The 19,320-nt window shown below is 42.5% G+C and carries 15 protein-coding genes; 8 read left to right on the forward strand and 7 right to left on the reverse strand.

Annotated features, from left to right (window positions below; genetic code table 11):
- Positions 1–4: 4 nt before the first annotated feature.
- From DUL71_RS12900 to DUL71_RS12930, 5 genes are all read right to left on the reverse strand, one after another.
- Positions 5–2,173, reverse strand: coding sequence for an outer membrane protein assembly factor BamB family protein (locus tag DUL71_RS12900; RefSeq protein WP_208645532.1), 2,169 nt, complete (start codon positions 2,171–2,173; stop codon positions 5–7).
- 200 nt (positions 2,174–2,373) lie between these two features.
- Entirely contained in the window at positions 2,374–3,948 is a 1,575-nt protein-coding gene (locus DUL71_RS12915) for an alginate lyase family protein (protein WP_208645533.1), read from the reverse strand.
- Positions 3,949–4,361: 413 nt separating this feature from the next.
- The gene (locus DUL71_RS12920; RefSeq protein ID WP_114938434.1) at positions 4,362–5,672 is read right to left on the reverse strand and encodes a hypothetical protein; all 1,311 of its coding nucleotides are present in this window, start codon (positions 5,670–5,672) and stop codon (positions 4,362–4,364) included.
- Between the two features lie 96 nt (positions 5,673–5,768).
- On the reverse strand, positions 5,769–7,076 hold the full coding sequence (locus DUL71_RS12925; protein ID WP_114938435.1) for a hypothetical protein: 1,308 nt from the start codon (positions 7,074–7,076) through the stop codon (positions 5,769–5,771).
- Entirely contained in the window at positions 7,073–7,720 is a 648-nt protein-coding gene (locus tag DUL71_RS12930) for an RNA polymerase sigma factor (protein ID WP_114938436.1), read from the reverse strand. The genes DUL71_RS12925 and DUL71_RS12930 overlap by 4 nt, the downstream gene beginning before the upstream one ends.
- A gap of 300 nt (positions 7,721–8,020) precedes the next feature.
- Here DUL71_RS12930 and DUL71_RS31945 point away from each other — a divergent pair, with 300 nt between their 5' ends.
- Both DUL71_RS31945 and DUL71_RS12935 read left to right on the forward strand, forming a co-directional pair.
- Positions 8,021–8,197, forward strand: coding sequence for a hypothetical protein (locus DUL71_RS31945; RefSeq protein ID WP_154402378.1), 177 nt, complete (start codon positions 8,021–8,023; stop codon positions 8,195–8,197).
- Positions 8,198–8,309: 112 nt separating this feature from the next.
- Positions 8,310–9,110 carry a glycosyltransferase family 2 protein gene (locus DUL71_RS12935; protein WP_114938437.1) on the forward strand — a complete coding sequence of 267 codons (801 nt, stop codon included), beginning with the start codon at positions 8,310–8,312 and terminating at the stop codon, positions 9,108–9,110.
- Here the strand turns inward: DUL71_RS12935 and DUL71_RS12940 are convergent.
- Positions 9,094–10,308 (reverse strand): glycosyltransferase family 4 protein, encoded by a 1,215-nt coding sequence (locus DUL71_RS12940; protein WP_114938438.1) that lies wholly within the window; start codon positions 10,306–10,308, stop codon positions 9,094–9,096. The two genes, DUL71_RS12935 and DUL71_RS12940, sit on opposite strands and share 17 nt — an antisense overlap.
- Complete coding sequence (locus DUL71_RS12945) at positions 10,305–11,717, reverse strand: oligosaccharide flippase family protein (protein WP_114938439.1); 1,413 nt, start codon at positions 11,715–11,717, stop codon at positions 10,305–10,307. Before DUL71_RS12945 ends, DUL71_RS12940 begins: the two co-directional genes overlap by 4 nt.
- A 202-nt stretch (positions 11,718–11,919) precedes the next feature.
- Here DUL71_RS12945 and DUL71_RS12950 point away from each other — a divergent pair, with 202 nt between their 5' ends.
- From DUL71_RS12950 to DUL71_RS12975, 6 genes are all read left to right on the forward strand, one after another.
- Positions 11,920–13,602, forward strand: a complete 1,683-nt coding sequence (locus DUL71_RS12950) for a hypothetical protein (RefSeq protein ID WP_114938440.1) — start codon at positions 11,920–11,922, stop codon at positions 13,600–13,602.
- Complete coding sequence (locus tag DUL71_RS12955) at positions 13,595–14,614, forward strand: glycosyltransferase (RefSeq protein WP_114938441.1); 1,020 nt, start codon at positions 13,595–13,597, stop codon at positions 14,612–14,614. Before DUL71_RS12950 ends, DUL71_RS12955 begins: the two co-directional genes overlap by 8 nt.
- Positions 14,604–15,806, forward strand: coding sequence for a glycosyltransferase family 4 protein (locus tag DUL71_RS12960; RefSeq protein WP_114938442.1), 1,203 nt, complete (start codon positions 14,604–14,606; stop codon positions 15,804–15,806). The genes DUL71_RS12955 and DUL71_RS12960 overlap by 11 nt, the downstream gene beginning before the upstream one ends.
- Entirely contained in the window at positions 15,745–16,869 is a 1,125-nt protein-coding gene (locus tag DUL71_RS12965; protein WP_114938443.1) for a DUF1972 domain-containing protein, read from the forward strand. The genes DUL71_RS12960 and DUL71_RS12965 overlap by 62 nt, the downstream gene beginning before the upstream one ends.
- Positions 16,847–18,112, forward strand: coding sequence for an O-antigen ligase family protein (locus tag DUL71_RS12970; protein ID WP_114938444.1), 1,266 nt, complete (start codon positions 16,847–16,849; stop codon positions 18,110–18,112). The genes DUL71_RS12965 and DUL71_RS12970 overlap by 23 nt, the downstream gene beginning before the upstream one ends.
- Positions 18,113–18,173: 61 nt before the next feature.
- Positions 18,174–19,136 (forward strand): nucleotidyltransferase domain-containing protein, encoded by a 963-nt coding sequence (locus DUL71_RS12975; protein WP_114938445.1) that lies wholly within the window; start codon positions 18,174–18,176, stop codon positions 19,134–19,136.
- Positions 19,137–19,320 lie beyond the last annotated feature (184 nt).

The raw sequence follows: 19,320 nt of genomic DNA on the forward strand, positions 1-19,320 counted from the left end.
GGTATTAGTCCGGTAATCCAAAACAAACATAACTATCTCCCGACTTACTTCCAATTTTTCCGCCGCCGCAGGCAATAACTATGTATTGTTTACCATCAATTGAATAAACTGCAGGGGTAGCGTAACCAGCCGCCGGTAACTGAGCTTCCCAAACCACTTTACCGGTATGTTTGTCAAAGGCCCGGATCTTTTCATCCTTAGTCGCGGCGATAAATATCAAACCGCCTTTGGTAACTACTGGCCCGCCATAGTTCTCGGTACCTGTTACCGGGATCCCTTTTTTGCTTAGCTCCGCAAACTCGCCCAAAGGCACTTTCCAAAGCAACTTGCCCGATGTAAGATCAACAGCGTTGAGTGTGCCCCACGGTGGTTTAATGCCGGGATAGCCGTCTTTATCCAGAAAACGATTATAGCCATTCATCGTATACGGTACTTCGTCAAGCACCTTTTTTTCTGTGGCCGAACTTACCTCACGATTACCGGTTGGTTCTTTTGCCATATCCTTCGCCGCTTTGGCTTCCGGGATTTTAAGCAAAAATGCAAGGAGGTTTTTCTTATCCTCAGGCGAGATTTGCTTAAACGATGGCATCATGTTGCGGCCGCTGGCAATGATGCCACTCACCTGGTCGGCAGTGTATTTTTTGCCGATGCTCACTAATGAGGGATATGATGTGCCATTCCCCTTCAATTCCGCACCATGGCAGCCAATACAATTGGTATTATATACCACATGCCCCAATGCCTGCGGCGAATGGTCATCAGTGTTAGTTTTAGGCACATCTATCATGACCTGCGCCCATGGCATTTCGGAGCAATTAACATATAGGATTTTGCTTTCGGGGTCAACAGCGGCTCCGCCCCACTCGCCCCCACCATCAAAGCCAGGGAAAATCCAGCCACCTTCTTTACTTGGCGGGGTAAACATGATCCGGTTTTTAACCTGGTTATATTTTGCCAGCATTTCCTGATGTACTTCGGGCGTACGGTCGGTAACATCTTCGGGATTAAACTTTTGCCGGGCAAAAGGCTGCGGCAAAGTCGGGATAGGCTGCGTTGGCCAAGCTTCCTCGCCCGGCAGGGCTTTTGTCGGCACGGGTGTTTCCACTATCGGAAAAATAGGCTTTCCATTTGTCCTGTCGAACATAAATACATAACCATGTTTAGTGATCTGCGTAACGGCATCTATCTTTTTGCCGTCTTTTACAATGGTTACCAGGTTAGGGTTAGCCGGTAGATCTCGGTCCCACAGGTCATGATGTATAAACTGATAATACCATTTCAGCTTACCTGTAGCCGCGTCAAGCGCCAATAATGAATTGGCAAACAGGTTTTGTCCCTTCCTGAAACCGCCGTAAAAATCGCCACCTACCGAACCTGTCGGGATATAAACCATCCCCCGCTTTTCGTCCAGCGCCATGCCCGACCAGTTATTGGCCCCGCCAAACTTCTTATACGCTGCGGTATCCTTCCAGGTATTATAACCAACCTCGCCGGGATGTGGTATAGTATGAAAAATCCATTTTAACTTTCCGGTGTGGGTATCATAAGCGCGCACATGTCCCGGAGCTGCATCGGCAGATTCCGATACACGATCGCCAACAATCAATACATTTTTATAAACCACGCCTGGTGTAGTACCTGCCACAAACGATTTGGTATCCCTGTCCAGGTCCTTGGTAAGGTCAATATACCCAGCCTTACCAAATGAACGTACAGGAACTCCTGTTTCCGCATCAATAGCCCAGGTTTTGGCACCTACGCTGTAAAAAATGCGTTTTTCGCCGCCAGCATCATTTTGCCAGTAAATTACACCACGGCTCACTTTATAATAAGCCATTGGGTCGCCGTTATTGGTGGTATCATCTTTTGCGGGGTCAAACAACCATTTTTGCTGACCGGTAGCGGCGTTTAGCGCAAACAATTTCAGTTTCGGGCTGGTGCCATACAAGATGCCATCAACCATAATGGGATTACATTGATTTTGGCTCCGGTTCCCGGTATCCTTATCTGCAGTGCTAAAAGTCCACAGCTGCTTTAACTTGCTTACATTGTTTAAAGTGATCTCCTCGTTTGATGAATACCTTATTCCTTCTTTCGACCCGGCATATGCCGGCCAGCCGCTATAAGGGTTATTGTTATGCTGATTTTTGCAGGACGCATAAATGCATGCCACTAAACACAGGGCTATAAAATACCGGGGCTTAATCATTTTTAAGACAATATTGGGTGTTAAACTGGTTGTTTATCAGGGTATGATACCCGCTAAATGTATGAATAAAAATTATTCATTCCGCCTATTTACGCATCCGTTTGTAAACAAAAATGCCACAGCTATTAAAAGCTATGGCATTCCGCTAATAAATATGAAAGATATTATTGGTTTAACCCAAACGATTCCCAACCAGATGGAGTAGCCCGGTTGCAGGTCATGGCCTGAGTGCCATTCTCACTTGAAATAAACTTGCCATTACTGCTCTGTAATGTGATAGTACCATCGGCATTAACGCCCCAGGTAAATTTCTCCCAATCGCCCGGTGTGGTACGGTTACAGGTGATGGCCTGGGTGCCGTTTTCTGACGATACATACTTACCCATACTGCGCAGGTAAATTTTGCCGTTACCCGCGTCAAGCACGGTAAAATGCTCCCAGTCGCCGGCTGTTGTACGGGTACAAGTCATGGCCTGGATACCGTTTTCACCGCTTACGTATTTAGCGTTAAAACCTTTAAGGGAAATCACCTGGCCTATTGGCGGATTATTACTTGGCGGAGGCGTTGTGCTACCGCCACTAACGTTGTAGTGGGTGTATGTAGTAAAACCAAGAAAGGTATTATCTGCAGGCACGTATACAGGTGTGGCGCTTGAACTTACAGTACGTAAGGAGGCCATATTTGCTGTAGCATAATGATGATAAGCCACTTCCAGTCCCGGATAAACGGTACTTGAAGCTGAGCAATAGTTACAGCCGGTACTTTGATTATAAGCGCTGCGCATAAAATCATAACCTTGGCTTATACGATTGGATAATGCGGTATACAAAGAGTTATCGCCCTGCATGTTTGCAATTTCGGCTGCAAATGTCAGTCCGGTAAGTGAGTATTGATAGTGTACGCAATCCTGTCGGTCGCAAAGCTCGGGCATGGTGCCGCCTGCCTGAATCACGCTGTTGAACACGTTGTTCAAAATATTTTCGCCATCATTAAACACACTGGCGCTATTCAGGAATACGCCGATAGCCATTTTAGCGTAACCCGCAGATACATACCAGTTGTTATTGTAGCCGGTATTTACCGTATTATTGATATAGTTATTTTTAACATTATTAAGATAATTACTAAAAGTGTTGATATCGGCTGCCGACCAGTTTGCCGATACGCCATTGGGCGTATAATACCTGATAATTTCGGCAGCAGCTACAAAACTTGGTGTTGTCCACGACGCTTCCAGGTCTGGTTGATTGGGATTATCCGAAGCGTCGATAGTAGCGTAATTTTGAAAGGTAGACGCCCAGCCGTTAAGGATAAACTTGCATTTATCAGACCATTGGGTATCGCCTGTTTTAGCAAAACGTAGCGCAAGGGCATAAGCCAAAATCGCGTCCTTCCTGATCTGTGATTTGGAAGGACTGGTATGCCCGTTTGACCCCACATACACTGTCGAATAAAACTGTGCAGGCATGGCATTATTATTAATAAAATCTACCACTTTTTGATAAGCGGCGTTACGTGTAGCATCGCCGTTGTTAACCTGCGAGGCTATCAGATCAAGATTGGCGGCCGTATTAAGTACGCCGGGATGCACAAATGAAGTTACGGCACGGGGTAACGTACTCACATCCGTATTTTCGGCTTTGTTTGTTAGTGATGATTTTTTACATCGTGTAAAAATCACGGCGGCTGCGAGCAGCAGGACACAGCCCAGCCAATAAGAAAGGTTGATTTTCTTCATAAAAAGTAAATAATTGGTTTATAAGATGTAGTTAATAGTCTACTGGTTTTTATGCTGACGCGGTTGTGCCCGGCGGTCAGAAAAATTGGTTATCAGCGCTTATCGGCTTGCACTGTTCAACCAAATTTATTTAACTAAAAGATAAAATTATAGCAGCGAGAAGAATTTATTTACTACAACGTTGTCGTAATTAATTGTTAAATAAACACTTACAGGAAAAGTTAAGTAAAGAAAAGGATAAATGGGATAGCAAAGTAATTGACAACTATACACGTTTGTCATTCCGATGAAGAATGAGGAGAAATCTTATACAAGCAGCTGTTTCGCTCTGCAATCTGCATAAGATTTCTCTTTCGCCCCGGCGCTTTGGCCCTCCCGCGCTCTATCGAAATGACATTTTTGATGATAAAAACTTACTTTTTCACCAAACTAACCGGCTCAACTTCCTGGCTCAGCAGTTTACCAAATAGCTCCCAGCGTTTTGCCGGTGCTTTGGCGGTGCCCCCGTTTGATTCAATGTAGTTTTTCACCAGGTCCTGGCCATAGTTGTAATTGATAACGTAGCTGCGGTATTTTTTGATAAAACTGAGAGATTTCTGTGCAGTTTCAACATTCATAAGGCAATATTTTTTAAGGTATGACAATGCCTTATCCTGGCTCATGGTATTATTGATTAACCCTCTCGCAGCTTCGTTACGGGCGTAATTTAATGTTCCTTTTATAGCGAGGGCTTTGAAATACAGATCGACACCTGCGGTATCCAAACCAGCCAACGGCAGCAATACATTTTTGGCAAACTTGATTTTATCGTCACCCGGGAAAGCTACCTCGATACCGTAATTAGCACTACCCTCAGCAATCAGCGACTGCGGACTAAACAGCGGATATAACGAGATTTCCACCCAGCCTTTATCATGGTAAAGATTTTTCTCCAGCAGCATATTGTATACATGGTGGCCCGGATAACTTTCATGACTGCCAACATCAATGGCACGGTCAATAAAAATCTTCAGATCAGTATTGATCTGTACAGTACTTTTATAACCTCCTTTATACCAATTATAGCCCGACCATGGCTTGTTCGTCACATATTCCAATGTAAATGACTCACCAGCCGGTAATTGATAATGGGCAAGTGTACGTTTACGAGCCTCGGCAATGGCAGCTTTTATAACCGGATCTAATTTATCTTTCGGGATAATGAATTTATTGGCCAGCTTTTGAAACCTGTCGTTTACGTTGCCTTTACCCGGTAAAATGCTATCTAATAAAGCTACCTGAGCTTTAAAGAAATCATCGGTATAAACAGGGGCGGCCACACCGAATAACTCACGTGATTCTTCGTCAAACGGTCTCTCCTCACCAGAAAATATACGGATGCGGCGACTGAATGCCACCAACTGATCGGCCATCCAGTTAGCCCTGATTTTATTAGTATCAATTTTTGTGGTGTTGGCTACCGTACGCAGATCATTCATCAAGCTATTTGCCGATGCCAGCAAACTATCTTTAGGGAAAGTTTTAAGCGGCTCCTGTTTAGGCTTTAATGAATCGGGGCCGTAATAAGCATCTACAAAATCTCCGTCATATTGCCCTATGGTAAGGCCAAGCTTTACGTACTCAACAGCAAGGTTATTTAGTTTTTTATTTTCGAGCTTTTGAGCCGGGTCATGTCCACATGAAAACAGCAATAACAAAGGAGCAAAAAACAGTAGTTTTTTCATGGCAAATGATCTTGTGCGGTAAATGTGGCGCAAGATAATAATTCCATTTGTTATAAGCCGAATGGGAGCATCAACCGAACCGTTGGGTAAAGCCAATTAAGGTTTCCGGAACGAATTAAGGTTATACGTTACCCCTACCGCTACACCTGAAGATTGCAGTTTGATATCTGAATATCCAACTCCCGAAATTGGCACTTTCATATACGGTTGTACACTCACGCCAAGTTTTGAGTTTATTCTGTGCTCATACGTAGCGTTGATATTTACAATACTTAATAAATACCCCTTACTGTTTGGTACGGTATAAGTTTGAGGCCATGCTGCGTTGTTGGTACCGTCGGCATAGTTGTAAGTATACTTTTCGCGCAGCATCAGGTATGATGACAAACCTGCGCCAACCGATAGCTTGTTACGAAAATTGCCATAAACCTGGTAACCGATATTGATAGGAATATCAAGCATTTTACAATCGGCAGTTACGTCGGTAGGCTCATGCTTAAAGATAAATGCCGTGTGGTAGTTGGCAAAACTTGTATTGTAAGGCTTTGATGAATATACAACGCCGCTGGTAATGGTTAATTTTTTCGTAGCACCGAAGGAAAGCAATAAGCCGTAATTGCTGCCAACCTTACCCTGGAATGAGTTTGTACCGTTTACATCAGATGAGGCCAACACCGTGATAGCCCATTGCGGCCGGTATCCAAAGCTTTGTTTGGTTATTTTTTTATCTGGTTTTGATGCACTTGCGGCAACAGGTTGCCTATCGATATTTGTCTTAAAATCAGGAACTGCTAAAGGTACTGGCTGTATATCAAGCGATAAAGCCTTGCTTGCCAGTAAATTTTCAACAGAAGCTTTATTATTGTTTAACGGATTATTTAAAGGATTTGTGTTTGCTATCAGCTCAGGATGCATCATGATGGTATCACGACCAACAATTGCCTTTTTGTTTGATCCGGTAAGGGAGGGGCCGATACCGTTTACAGCAGGCATTAAAGCCGATTGACCGGCTTTAACATGACTATCCCTATTACTGTTAGCAGCAAAATTATTGTTAATTGACGATGTTGTTCTGGTACTATCCGTAACCTGAGGATGTTGAACAACGCTATTGTTTGTTTCGGGATTCGCTTTAGGTACAACAGGTTTAACTTTAGCCTGTTGTTGACCTGATGTATTATTATCCTGTGTATTTGGTTTAAAAAACAACCAACCTAAAAACAGCAATAGCATGGCTGCTATACCGCTTGCAAGTGGTAGCCAATAAACAAATCCACGGCGTTTTTTGCCTTGGTCAAGCATTTGCTCAAGCGCATCCCAGTCATCCTCGTTAAACGCCCGATGATTTGCAGGATCTTCCAGCTGCTTCTTAAAAATGTTATCTAAATCCTCTTCGCTTTTCATCCTCTGATACCATTATTAAAAAAAGTGCTCCTAACATCTATGCCTATGCCATTATAGGCCACAATCGGGTTAAAATCCATACCCCTGTTGTAATTGGTTTTATTAGCAGTTTCCTCTGCTTTTAATATCATTTGTTTTAGTTTATGCCTTGCCTTGTGCAAATTTGACTTAGATGTTCCCGGACTAATGTTCAGCATCTCACCTATCTCTTCATGCGAGTATCCGTCAATAGCGAAAAGGTTAAATACCGTGCGGTAAGCCTGGGGCAGCTGCTGTACCATCGCCAGCAGATCTTCGTAATTTAAATTTTTATCCGTGAGGTCGCCCTCGCTCACGTTTTCTGCCTTCTCCAGGTCTTCGGTGTAAGCCATTTTTAAATTGGCCCGATAGTAATCAATAGAAACATTCATCATGATCCTACCAATCCAGGCTTTAAACGGCCTTGAAGTATCAAACCTGTCTATATGGGTAAATACTTTCATAAAGCCCTGGTTCATAACCTCTGCAGCTTCATCGCGGTTACCCGCATAACGGAGACATATCCCCATAGAAAACCCATAAAACGCCTTATAGAGCATTTTCTGACTTTTTCTGTCCTGCTTTACGCAGCCATTGATCAGTTGATGTAACTCTTCTTCGCCCATATGGGGTTTTATAAACTCAGAATGAAACGCATAAATTTAACCTAATCTACGCACATCACGGTAATTAATATTAAAAGGTTGCCTCTCCAATAAAATATTTTTATTTTTTCTCATAACCGGGCAAAACAATGCTCAATTTTCACATATAAGAGGGTTAGTTATACAAAATATGTACAAGTTAATGTATACCAAACAAATGCCTACTAATAATTATATTTTTGATAGCGAAGGCAACTGGCACAAATGTTTACTGCGTAATGTTCATATATTGAAAATCCCCGGCTGTTTTAAAGGCCTTTTATGAGAATCGAAATAAACCCAAACTTCCCGGTTAACAATTGCAAAATATGCGGGACACGCCCGGTGGTTGAGCAAACTAAAGACCGTTGGACCATACTATGTCCCCGCCCTACCTGTAAAAATGCTGTTTCTGACAGGCTGCTTAACGTAGCCGAATGGAATAAGCAAAATCCGTAATATTTTTTTGTTTGTTTAACTCAAGGCAACCATATGCGGTAGATGTACGATATATCTTAGTAAAGGGTCGTAACAGATCCTTTATAATATATACTACTAATACTACTGCTGCATGGTACCAGTGTCTGTTGTGATCATTACTAAAAACGAAGCCACCTTAATTGAGGATTGTATAAAAATGGCCCGTTTAATAACCGATGATATTGTTGTGGTTGATAATGACAGTACCGATGGTACTCCACTAATAGCGTCGGGTTACGGATGCCGGGTATTTCAAAAAAGCTGGACGGGATATGGGGCGAATAAAAATAAAGGCATAGCCCTGGCCCGTTATAATTGGATATTAAGTATTGATGCCGATGAAGTGCCCGATGCCGACCTTATCAAAGCACTTCATAATATAAACTTTGATAAAGCAAATGTTGTTTACGACATCAAATTCAAATCGTATTTTGGTAAAAAGCTCATCCGTTTTGGTAATTGGGGGAACGATCATCATCTTCGATTATTTAACCGCTCAATAGTAAAATGGGGCGAAACTGAAGTCCACGAAACATTGCTTTTACCACCCGATGCCGAAATTAAAAGTATAGCAGGCTATATCCACCATCACTCCGTAACCGATATTGAGGATTTTAAACGTAAAGCTATACTTTATGCCCAATTAAGCGCGGCCAAGTATTACAAAGCAGGTAAAAAAGCAACGTTTATTAAATTGCATTTTTCACCCGCTTTTGGCTTTTTACGTAATTACATCATCAGGCTCGGTTTCTTGGACGGCGCCGAAGGCCTTGCCATAGCGCGCGTCATTTATAAAAATACGCGCCTTAAGTATGTGTATCTGAAACAATATAAAGAGCTGCCTCAAAAACAAAACGACTACCGCAATGAACTGATTATGGAACAGGCTTAGTTAGCACCTCCTGATAAAACTGCAGCGTTTGCTTCGCCACTATATCAATATCAAAATATCGTTTTACTTTTTCATTGCCCGCGGAGGCAAGTTTCAGCCGTTTTTCAGCGTCGTTAAGCAATGTAATTATTGCCGATGCCAATTGCTCCACATGATCAGGATCAATCAGCATTCCGTTGATATCGTCCTCAATCAGCTCCGGGCCTGATGTACTGTTTGAATTGATCACGGCTGTACCACAGGCCATAGCTTCCAAAGGGGCCAACGCAAAGGCCTCGGCATATGAAGGAAATACGGCGGCTGCCGATTTAGCCAGATAGCCATAAAGCTCGTCCTTATTAACATGGCCTTTGAATACAACACTGTTTTTTGCATGCTCTTGTAAAAAAGCAGTCATTTTTACCATAGGGCCTTTTCCGAGTATCAATAATCGCGCGTCCGGGATTTCTTTCGCAACTATATTCCAGGCTTTTGCAAGTTGAAAAACGCCTTTCTTTTGAACAAGGCTGCCCGTAAACACCACCTGTTTATTATCACGCTCCGCATCATTCATAACCACGATATTCGTATCAATGCCATTATACAACACCTTGATGGGTTTGCCGTATGATAGATAAACAGCACTTTTGCCGGCAGTATAGGCGCTTGCGCTGCTTATAGCTGCTGCTCTGTTTAAAATATCCTGCTCCATTTTCAAAACATGCGGGGCAACAGTTTTTCCTGCCTCGCTGTTGAAATAAGTTATAGAGCCGTTCATCTTAACAACAACCGGGACAGACAACTTTGGAAATGGCACGTACGAATTGCAAAAACGGATATAATCATTATAATCGGGCATTTCAACAATGTCTATTTGCCAGATTTTGATGATTTGCTCGAGTTTTTTTTGATAGGCTGCCAAACTCCTTTTAATATCCCGCTCGGTTATACCGGTATCTAATAACACCCTGTTAACCAGTCGTGCGCTTAGGGCCTGCTGGTTTTCAAATAACCTGCCATCTATTCCCCAGCGGTACCTAAAAACCCTTACACCTTCATCTTCAAATTCATCAACACCGCCATATCCGCGGCTGTATAGACCGGCAGCTATTACTTTGTGGCCCAACTTTGCCATTTGCCTGGCTATAAGTTGCACGTAGGTGCCAATGCCGCCATGCGGCCCGGGAGGATATTCATCGCACAGATATAAAATGTTCATTGCGCCAGGAATTGTTTACTGTTTTGAATAGTATGCCTGCTTAATTGCCTCGATACCACAGCAATTACCAGGTAAAAAACTATCCCCAATAAAAGCCTTAACAAAAAATGAATGTTTAAAGATGATGTTATAAACCAACCAGTCAAAGCAGCAGGAAACAATAATACGAACGGGCGTAGGCTAATATACATAACATGTTTATTTACCAGCCGGTAATAAAGCGCGGCCTGTAATAAATTAGTAATTAAAAATGCCACGGCTGAACCTATACCATTAAACAGCGGGATCAATACCAGGTTAAGGCCAATGTTTGTTATAGCGCAACTTACGGTAACAGAAGATACCGCTTTATACTTTTTAACGCTAAAACTAAGCGACCAAAGCAAGTTTATAAAAAACTGCAAAGGTATGCACAATGATAGGATCAGAAACTCAGTGGCATTGGTAGCGCCGTATTTCCCTCCGGTTATCATGCCAACTACGGGCGTCCAAAGTATATTAAAAACAAGCGGGAGCAGCATAGCCAATAGTAGCTCGGCGGTGTTAAAGGCGTTTACCTGTTCCTGTAATTTGGCAGATGGTTTTGAAGCCATTAACCTTGATAGCCGCGGTAAAATAACGGGAGCAATAATAAGCATGGGCAGCCGGGTAAGTTCATAAGCGCGGTAAGCAAAGCTATAATCGGCTAAAACGGCCTTGCTTGCCATAAAACCCAGTAATAACCAGTCCATGCGCGAAAGGCTCATATCAAATATTACAGATACATATTGTGCGGCAGACTCGCTCAATAACTTCTTATAAGCCTGAAATCGAAATTTAAAGCTAAAGCCGGTGTTGGTGATAACATAAATGAACAATGCCAGCAATTCGGCCCCGGCGGTGCATATCATTACCATGATGATGGAATGAACTTGTAGCTGATGGACGGCTACAAGATAAAAGGCACCGCAAACTCTTAAGCTATTGCTTATAATGGCAATGACGCCATAAGGCGTAAATTTTTCTTTAGCGTTTAAAAACTGCTTTAGCGGAATACCCAAAAAAAGCAAGCCCTGCGCCATGAAAAACCAGGGCAATAGCTGATAAATATCGCCATGCAGCACCAAGCTGAGCAGCCATAAAATAAGAAGCGCTGCAAAAAAAGCAGCCAGCGAATGGAATAGAAATGCCGCCGCCGCCCAATCAGACCGTTGCGATGCCGCTATACGACGGATCACCACCTGCTCCAATCCAAAACCAAGTATTGTAGTGATGAATATAGACATGGCGTTCATCCAGCTGATGATACCAAAACTGTCCTTACTCAGGTAAACAGAAATAACATAAAAAAAGATACTGCCAAGCACCTGCAAGGCAAGCGCCTGCAAACCCGACGAAAAAAACCTGATGAACGCTTTACTTCTGAGCAATGCCTTGTAGTGTTTATACCCTTATACTATTGTTTTTACCGGCCGGTTGCCTGTAACATTTTTATATGCCGGTTAAATATCTGCATATATCAGCGTAATAACGAGGCAACCATTCCATTTTTTGGAACGTAATTCCTTTAAACAAAAAAATTAAAATCAGGCCCGCAAAACCGGGAACGAATATTAATAAACAAAGGGAATAATGACAATCAGCTTGCCGGTTTTTGATATTAAAAGATGGAAAAATTATGCCGATTGGCGGATGTTGATCTTCCTGTTGCTTTTCATCAACGTTCACGTTCCATTCAAAATAGCAGCGCTGCTTTTTGCTTACATAAGCCGCTTCAATTTCCAATTTGGTTTTAAGCTGCGCGATTCAAGGCTCCCGTCATTCTATCTGCTCGTTTTCCCGATAGCCGTTATTGCTGCAATAGTCAACAAAAATTTTATCAACCTGTATTACATACCCGTTTTCGGCTGGGCATTGATATGCTGGGCGCTGGCCTTGTTGGCTATTCACCAGGTTAAACTCATGGTTGATGAAACCGATGCCGAAACCATTTACCGGACACTGATCATCTTTTTCCTCATAAACGCTGTTTTTTCGGCCGCCAACCTGGCGCATATCATGTGGATCACCAAAAGCATTAACCCCTATGCCTATATGGGGATGCACCAGCGCTACTTTATAAATACCGGGGATGATGTTATGGGTATCAGTTTTGATATTTCTTCAACCAATGCCGTTCTGTGTGCATTTGGTGTGTTTTACTTTATTTATAAGCGTAACCTGGCCATGATGATCGTGTGCATGAGTACACTGGTACTTACTTACAGTAACCTGATCAGCATTTTGTTCCTGCTTATCCTGGCTTTCATATTTATTTTCAAAACCACACGCAATCAAAAAAGCATGATCGTGGTGGCGTTGATGATCTATATCATCTCCATGGCCAAAATATCGCCACAAAATGGGAAATACCTAAATGAGGTAAGCGCAAGTGCATTACGGAAAAATCGCCCGGAACTGCAAACAGTAGTTGCAAGCAATACAACCGCGCAGGCAAACAATGTATTGAGCAGGGACGAACGGCGCAGAAAATTTGCACAAAATTACCTGGATAGCCTGAGCACCATTAAAGCCCGCCAGGAAAGGCTGAGCGAACTTGATAAAAAAATTAAAGGTTTGCCGCTTACGGATTACGGCCGACTGTACATTCCTGAACCTAACACTCATTTTGCCGAGTTTTATAATACCGGCGAGATGACACCCGACAGGCAGCAACTGCTTGATTGTATTGCTATCCATTGGGCCCAATTGCCACTTTGCCATGTTGAACCGTTCCTGCCTGCCCTTCCCGGGAAAGTCACCGGCACGATACAAACTTTTGATTATTTGGTTGTACACCCATGGCAAAGTATAGCCGGTTTAGGGCCGGGAAATTTTTCATCTAAGATAGCTTTCAGGGCCGCAGGTGCAGGTATCAGGGGCGATTACCCCAAAAACTATATCTATATCAACCCGGCATTTATGCGTTATCACCTTGACCTGTATCTAAGCTTCTTTAGCAAAAATGCCGAGTTCCGTTCGGTACGCAATAACCCATACTCTACTTACGACCAAATGCTAAGTGAATATGGCATCCTCGGATTACTGGCCCTCATCATTTTCTATATCGGCTTTTTTGCACGGCACTATAAAAAACTAAGCTATGGATTGCCCATACTAATGATGGTAGCGGGCATATTTTTTCTTGATTACTGGTTCGAGCAACTCTCGGTACTGGTAGTTTTTGAGCTCATGCTATTCCTGAATTTAAAAGAAACTACTTCATCTGATTTGAAAACAAAAACTACAGTGCCGGAGGAGCTTGCTTATGCATAACCCTCAAATTACTGTTTTAATGCCGGCCTATAATGCCGGTAATTACATCCGCGAAGCTATTACGTCGGTACTTGAGCAATCGTTTACCGATTTTGAACTACTCATTGTAAATGACGGATCAACTGATGATACGCTGGATGTCATCCAATCATTTAACGATGAGCGTATAGTAGTTTTAACCCAGGAAAATAAAGGTGTAGCCGCAGCGCTAAATACCGGCTTACGCCATGCGCGGGCCCCTTACATTGCCCGTTTTGATGCCGATGACATTTGTTACCCTTACCGCCTTCAGGTTCAGTATGATTTCATCTCTTCGCACCCATATTACAGCATTATAGGTTCGGGCGTTGACTATACCGATGTGCATGGCGATCTGATATTCACCTGGCAACCAGATGCTTTGAGCCATAACGAAATCCGTCAGCTTAGTTATAAAATTTGCCCGTTTATTCACTCCAGCGTGTTTTATAAACGCGATGTTATTTTAAACGCGGGTGGCTATAACGAGTTGGCCTACACTTTTGAAGATCATTTTTTGTGGGCGGGTATCCTCAAACACGAAAAAGCCTTTAATCTTAATCAGCCACTCATTAAAGTGAGGCTCAATGCCGAGTCTATCACCATTGATGAAAAATGGCGCACAGGCAAATTCAGGCAGATCAAATACAATACGCTGCGTAAGCATAGCATCACAGAAGCTGAAGGAAAGCAACTATCCGAAATCGGTATAAAGCAATTATCTCCACGCATTAAAAAAGGTGCTTATTATGCGCTGATAGGTAAAAAATACCTCTGGAATAATTACCAACCCAAAAAGGCAAGAAAAAACCTAATCAAAACACTATCCATCAGCCCGTTGCATATCAAAAACTATTTTTTGCTGCTGATGACATTTCTGCCCGAGCGTACACTGATCAGGTTATATCATTTGGCTAAAGGTAACTTCCGCTTAGAAGAGCCGGAACTGCCAACCGCTGTTTTAAATCAAAAGGAGTTGAACTATGGCAGCTAAAAAGATAAAACTGTTTGTTGATGCACACTCCTTTGATAAAGAATTTCAGGGCGCGCAAACTTTTATACGTGAACTATATAATCACCTGCTGGCCGAGCGCCCGGACATAGATATTTATATCGGCGCGCGCGATACGGATAATATTCGCAAACTATTTCCGCTGTTACCGCCGCAAAACATACTGCCTTATAAAAACCGTGGTGTAAATATTTTGCGGTTTGTTTTTGATATCCCGGCATATATCAAAAAATATAGGTTTGATTTTGCTCACTTCCAATATATCAGCCCTAAAAAAATAGCAGGCTGCCAATATATTGTGACCATGCATGATATGCTTTTTAATGATTTCAGAAAGGATTTCCCAATTCTGTTCAGCATACCACGCAACTATCTTTTTGGCCGGAGCATTAAAAGTGCGGATATAAAAACCACGGTATCTGACTATTCCAAAAGCCGTATTTGCGATTATTATCAGATCCCTGCAGATGAAATGCACATCATCCAAAATGGGGTAAGCAATTCGCTGTTACAATATCAGGACTCAAAGCAAGAGGCTGAGGATTGGGTAGCAAAGAAATTCGGCATCAGGAATTTTATCCTATATACCAGCCGTATTGAGCCGCGTAAAAACCATCTTTTATTGCTTCAGAAATATTTAAGCCTGAAGTTATATGAAAAAGGTATCAGCCTGGTATTCATCGGTAAGGCATCAATATATACGCCGGGGCTAAACGAGCTCATCAAAAGCCTCAGTGCTAAGCAAAAGCAATTTTTCAGGTGGATACCACAGGCAGAGCAGGCTGATTTGGCAGCATTTTACCGCGCCTGCAGGTTGTTTGTATATCCCTCAAAAGCCGAAGGTTTCGGTATCCCGCCGCTTGAAGCGGCCATTTGCGGTGCACCAGTGTTGTGCTCGTCAGAAACAGCGATGAAGAACTTTAACTTCTTCGCGCCATATGCTTTCAATCCGGCCAATCAAGCCGACTTTGAGCAAAAACTGGCATTTGCTGTTGAGCAGCCACCCAGCTATGCCTTCACCAGCCGGGTGGCAGAGCACGTTGCTCATCAGTACCACTGGGAAAAAAGCAGTATCATATTTTACAATTTATTACAAGCAAACTTTCATTGTCATGAAACTAAAAATAGCGATTTTAGGAACGCGGGGCATCCCGAACTACTATGGCGGGTTTGAGCATATTTCAGAATATGTATCGGCAGGTTTGGTAAAAAAGGGCCACTCGGTTACCGTTTATAATTCGCACAATCACCCTTACAAAGCCAATAGCTGGAATGGCGTTAACATTGTACATTGTTACGATCCTGAATATCTTGTAGGTACTGCCGGGCAGTTTGCCTATGATTTTAACTGCCTTATGGATGCCCGCAAACGCAAGTTTGATGTGGTACTGCTTATGGGCTATACCAGTAGTTCGGTTTGGGGGCACCTTTATCCACCAAACAGTGTCATCATCACCAATATGGATGGCCTGGAATGGAAACGCTCCAAATACTCAAAACCAGTGCAAAAGTTTTTGAAGTATGCCGAAAAGCTGGCCGTAAAACACAGCCAATATTATATTTCCGATTCAAGGGTGATCAGATCTTATCTTAAGGATAAGTATGAGGTTGAGAGCCGCTATATTCCCTATGGTGCCGATCTGTTTTCGGAACAGGAGCGTGAGCAATTTGATAAAAGCGAAGTGCTTAAGGAAGATTACTTTTTGCTGATGGCTCGCATGGAGCCGGAAAACAACATTGAAACAATTTTGGAGGGTTTTAATAGCAGTTCGTCAAAGAAGAGCTTTATGGTTTTGGGCGATACCAGTAACCGTTTTGGCAAATTCATTACTCATCGCTTTAAAAACGACGACCGGATCCAGTTTAAAGGGGCCAATTTTGATAACTCCGTGGTACGCGCACTACAGAATAACAGTTACCTGTATTTCCACGGGCATAGCGTAGGTGGCACTAATCCTTCTTTGCTTGAAGCCATGGCCAGTGAAGCGCTCATAGCCGCACATAATAACCCTTTCAACAAAGCAGTACTCAACTCAGATGCTTTTTATTTTGATAACGCGAATGAGGTTCGGCACCTGGTTGAAAACGTGCAGCGAAAGGATACTGAACGCGAAATGGTAAAGAATAACCTTCACAAAATTCAATACCAGTTTAACTGGGAAATGGTGATCAACGACTACGAAGATTTTATACTGGAATGCTACCGCAATCAACATGAAAAACCTGCTAAAGCCTGATGATACGCTGAATAACAGGATCAGCTATTACTTGCTGATGTTGCTGCTGCTGAGCCTGCCGTTCAATATGTTTTATAGTCACCTGTTGTTAATTGGCCTGGCACTGCATACTATTATACAAATCCGTAAAACCACGATAAAGCCATTATTAACAAGCGTAAACTTTGCTTTGGCTGCTGTTTTCTTAGTGACACTGATCAGCACCATTTACAGCACCAATAAGCCGCAGGCTTTTACAGAGGTTGGCAGACAGGTTACCATTTTGCTTATCCCACTGATATTTTGCTTTAATCCGCTCGATATAAAAAAGTACCGGAACAACCTGTTACTAATATTTTCGGTAGGATGTACGGTTACCGTCGCCTATCTCTTTTTGCAGGCGTTGATTACCGTAAGGTATTATCATTTACCCTTAAAGGCTTTGGTATCCCCGGCCTTTACTAACCATAACTTCTCTGAACCTTTGGAGATCCACGCTACTTTTTTTTCCATGCAGATAGCCATTGCATTGGTATATCTTTTGTATGTTTTTATAAAGGAGAATTCTCCGAAGCTTAAGGTATTTTATTTGCTGTGCAGTTGCTTGCTGGCAGCGGGCATTATCCAGCTCAGCTCAAAATCAATATTTGCAGGGATAGTGATTATCCTGACAGTGGTTATACCATGGTTTATGCTGAGGGGAAGGATACGCTTAAAATATGTAACCATAGTTACATCATTATTGATTGTAGTGATAGCGGGGATTTTTGCCACGCGTGCCTTTCGTGAAAGATACGTGACCGAGCTCAGGAAAGACCTCAGCAAATCTGCCGGTGCCCAGCTTACCGACCCGAGGCTGGCGCGTTGGAGTGTTGCTATTGTTGTAGGTGCCCAATCGCCGGTTATAGGTCATGGGGCAGGTACCGAGATTGGTTTACTTAAAGATCCTTTTTTTGATCACCAGTTTTACAGGTCGTATCTCGCTGGGTTAAATTCGCATAACCAGTTCATCAGTTTCTTCATTAAATCGGGAATTACAGGCTTGCTGGTTTATCTTTTTGTATTGGTATTAGGTATAAGGACAGCCATTGCAAAACGCGACCTGTTACTAATGGCTTTTATGGTTATCGTGGGCACCGTTTCCTTGTCCGAAAACTTTTTAGATGTAGATAAGGGAATCTTTTTTTACAGCGTATTTTTCTCATTATTAATATTTTCCGCAAGTATTCAACCAACTAAAAATCAAGCGAAAAATATTGTGTAACTACTTTGTTAACAGGCAACCATAGCCGCAAACGGTACGTCATCATTATATATACAAAGACGTGAAAAGTATAGCCACCTTAATTGAACAAAACAATAAACGCTTGCTGAATACCCGGAACAATATCTTAGCTACCCTTGCCTATTTTGACATGTGGGATTATCCGCTAACCTACGGCGAAATATTCCTGTTCCTGGAAAATAAGTATGGGCAGCATGATTTTACCGAAGCACTTGATCAACTGGTAGCAGATAAGCTGGTATTTCATTTCGACAGGTTTTATTCGCTCAAAAACGATTACATGGTTTCAATAAAGCGTAATAAGATGAATAAGAAAGCCGCTGAACTAATCAATAAGGCTAAAGAGGTTGGCGCTTTCCTGATCAAATTCCCATATGTACGTGGCGTAGGTATTTCAGGTTCATTATCCAAGAACTGCGCCGACGAAAACTCGGACATTGATTTTTTTATTATTACCGAACGCAATAGGCTTTGGCTTGCACGTACCTTCATGCACATGTTCAAAAAACTTACCTTTTTGGTTGGTAAACAACACAATTACTGCATGAATTATTATATTGACGAAGCCCGGCTGCAGATAGTTGAAAAAAACATTTATACAGCTATTGAGGTAGCCACGATTATCCCGCTTGAAGGAGATATCACCTTTGAGAATTTTTACAAGGCAAACTCCTGGATGCATGATTTTTTGCCTAACAAGTGTATGCGCCTTGCCACCGCAAAACCATTAAAAAAAACATGGTACAAAGTTTTTGCCGAAAAAATGCTCGACAATTCCTTTGGTAGCTGGCTTGATAATCTATTAATGGAAATTACCGCAGGCCGCTGGAATAAGAAAACCGAAATGAAGAAACTAAATATGCGGGGCGCAGTAATGAGCATGGCTGCAAGCAAACATTTCGCCAAACCAGCTCCCGAAAATTTTCAGGTTAAATTAATAGAACGGTACCGGACTAAGGTTTGTATGTTATTACAGCAATCTGAAGAACGGGTTGCGCAGTAATGCTAAACCCAGAAGCCTCCTGAAAGTGTAATGATAAAAAACGCGCCTCTCGCCCTCAGTGGAAAAATGAGTTATGCAAAGGCTAAATGACATCAGTTGTAGAGTGGCTGTCATCCTGAGTGATTTAAATCCGTTGGCCTGTGAAGGAGAAATGACAAAAGTAGGGGCCGTCACCCTGAGCCTG

Origin of the sequence: Mucilaginibacter endophyticus (assembly GCF_003351025.1) — a bacterium.
GTDB classification, from domain to species: domain Bacteria; phylum Bacteroidota; class Bacteroidia; order Sphingobacteriales; family Sphingobacteriaceae; genus Mucilaginibacter; species Mucilaginibacter endophyticus.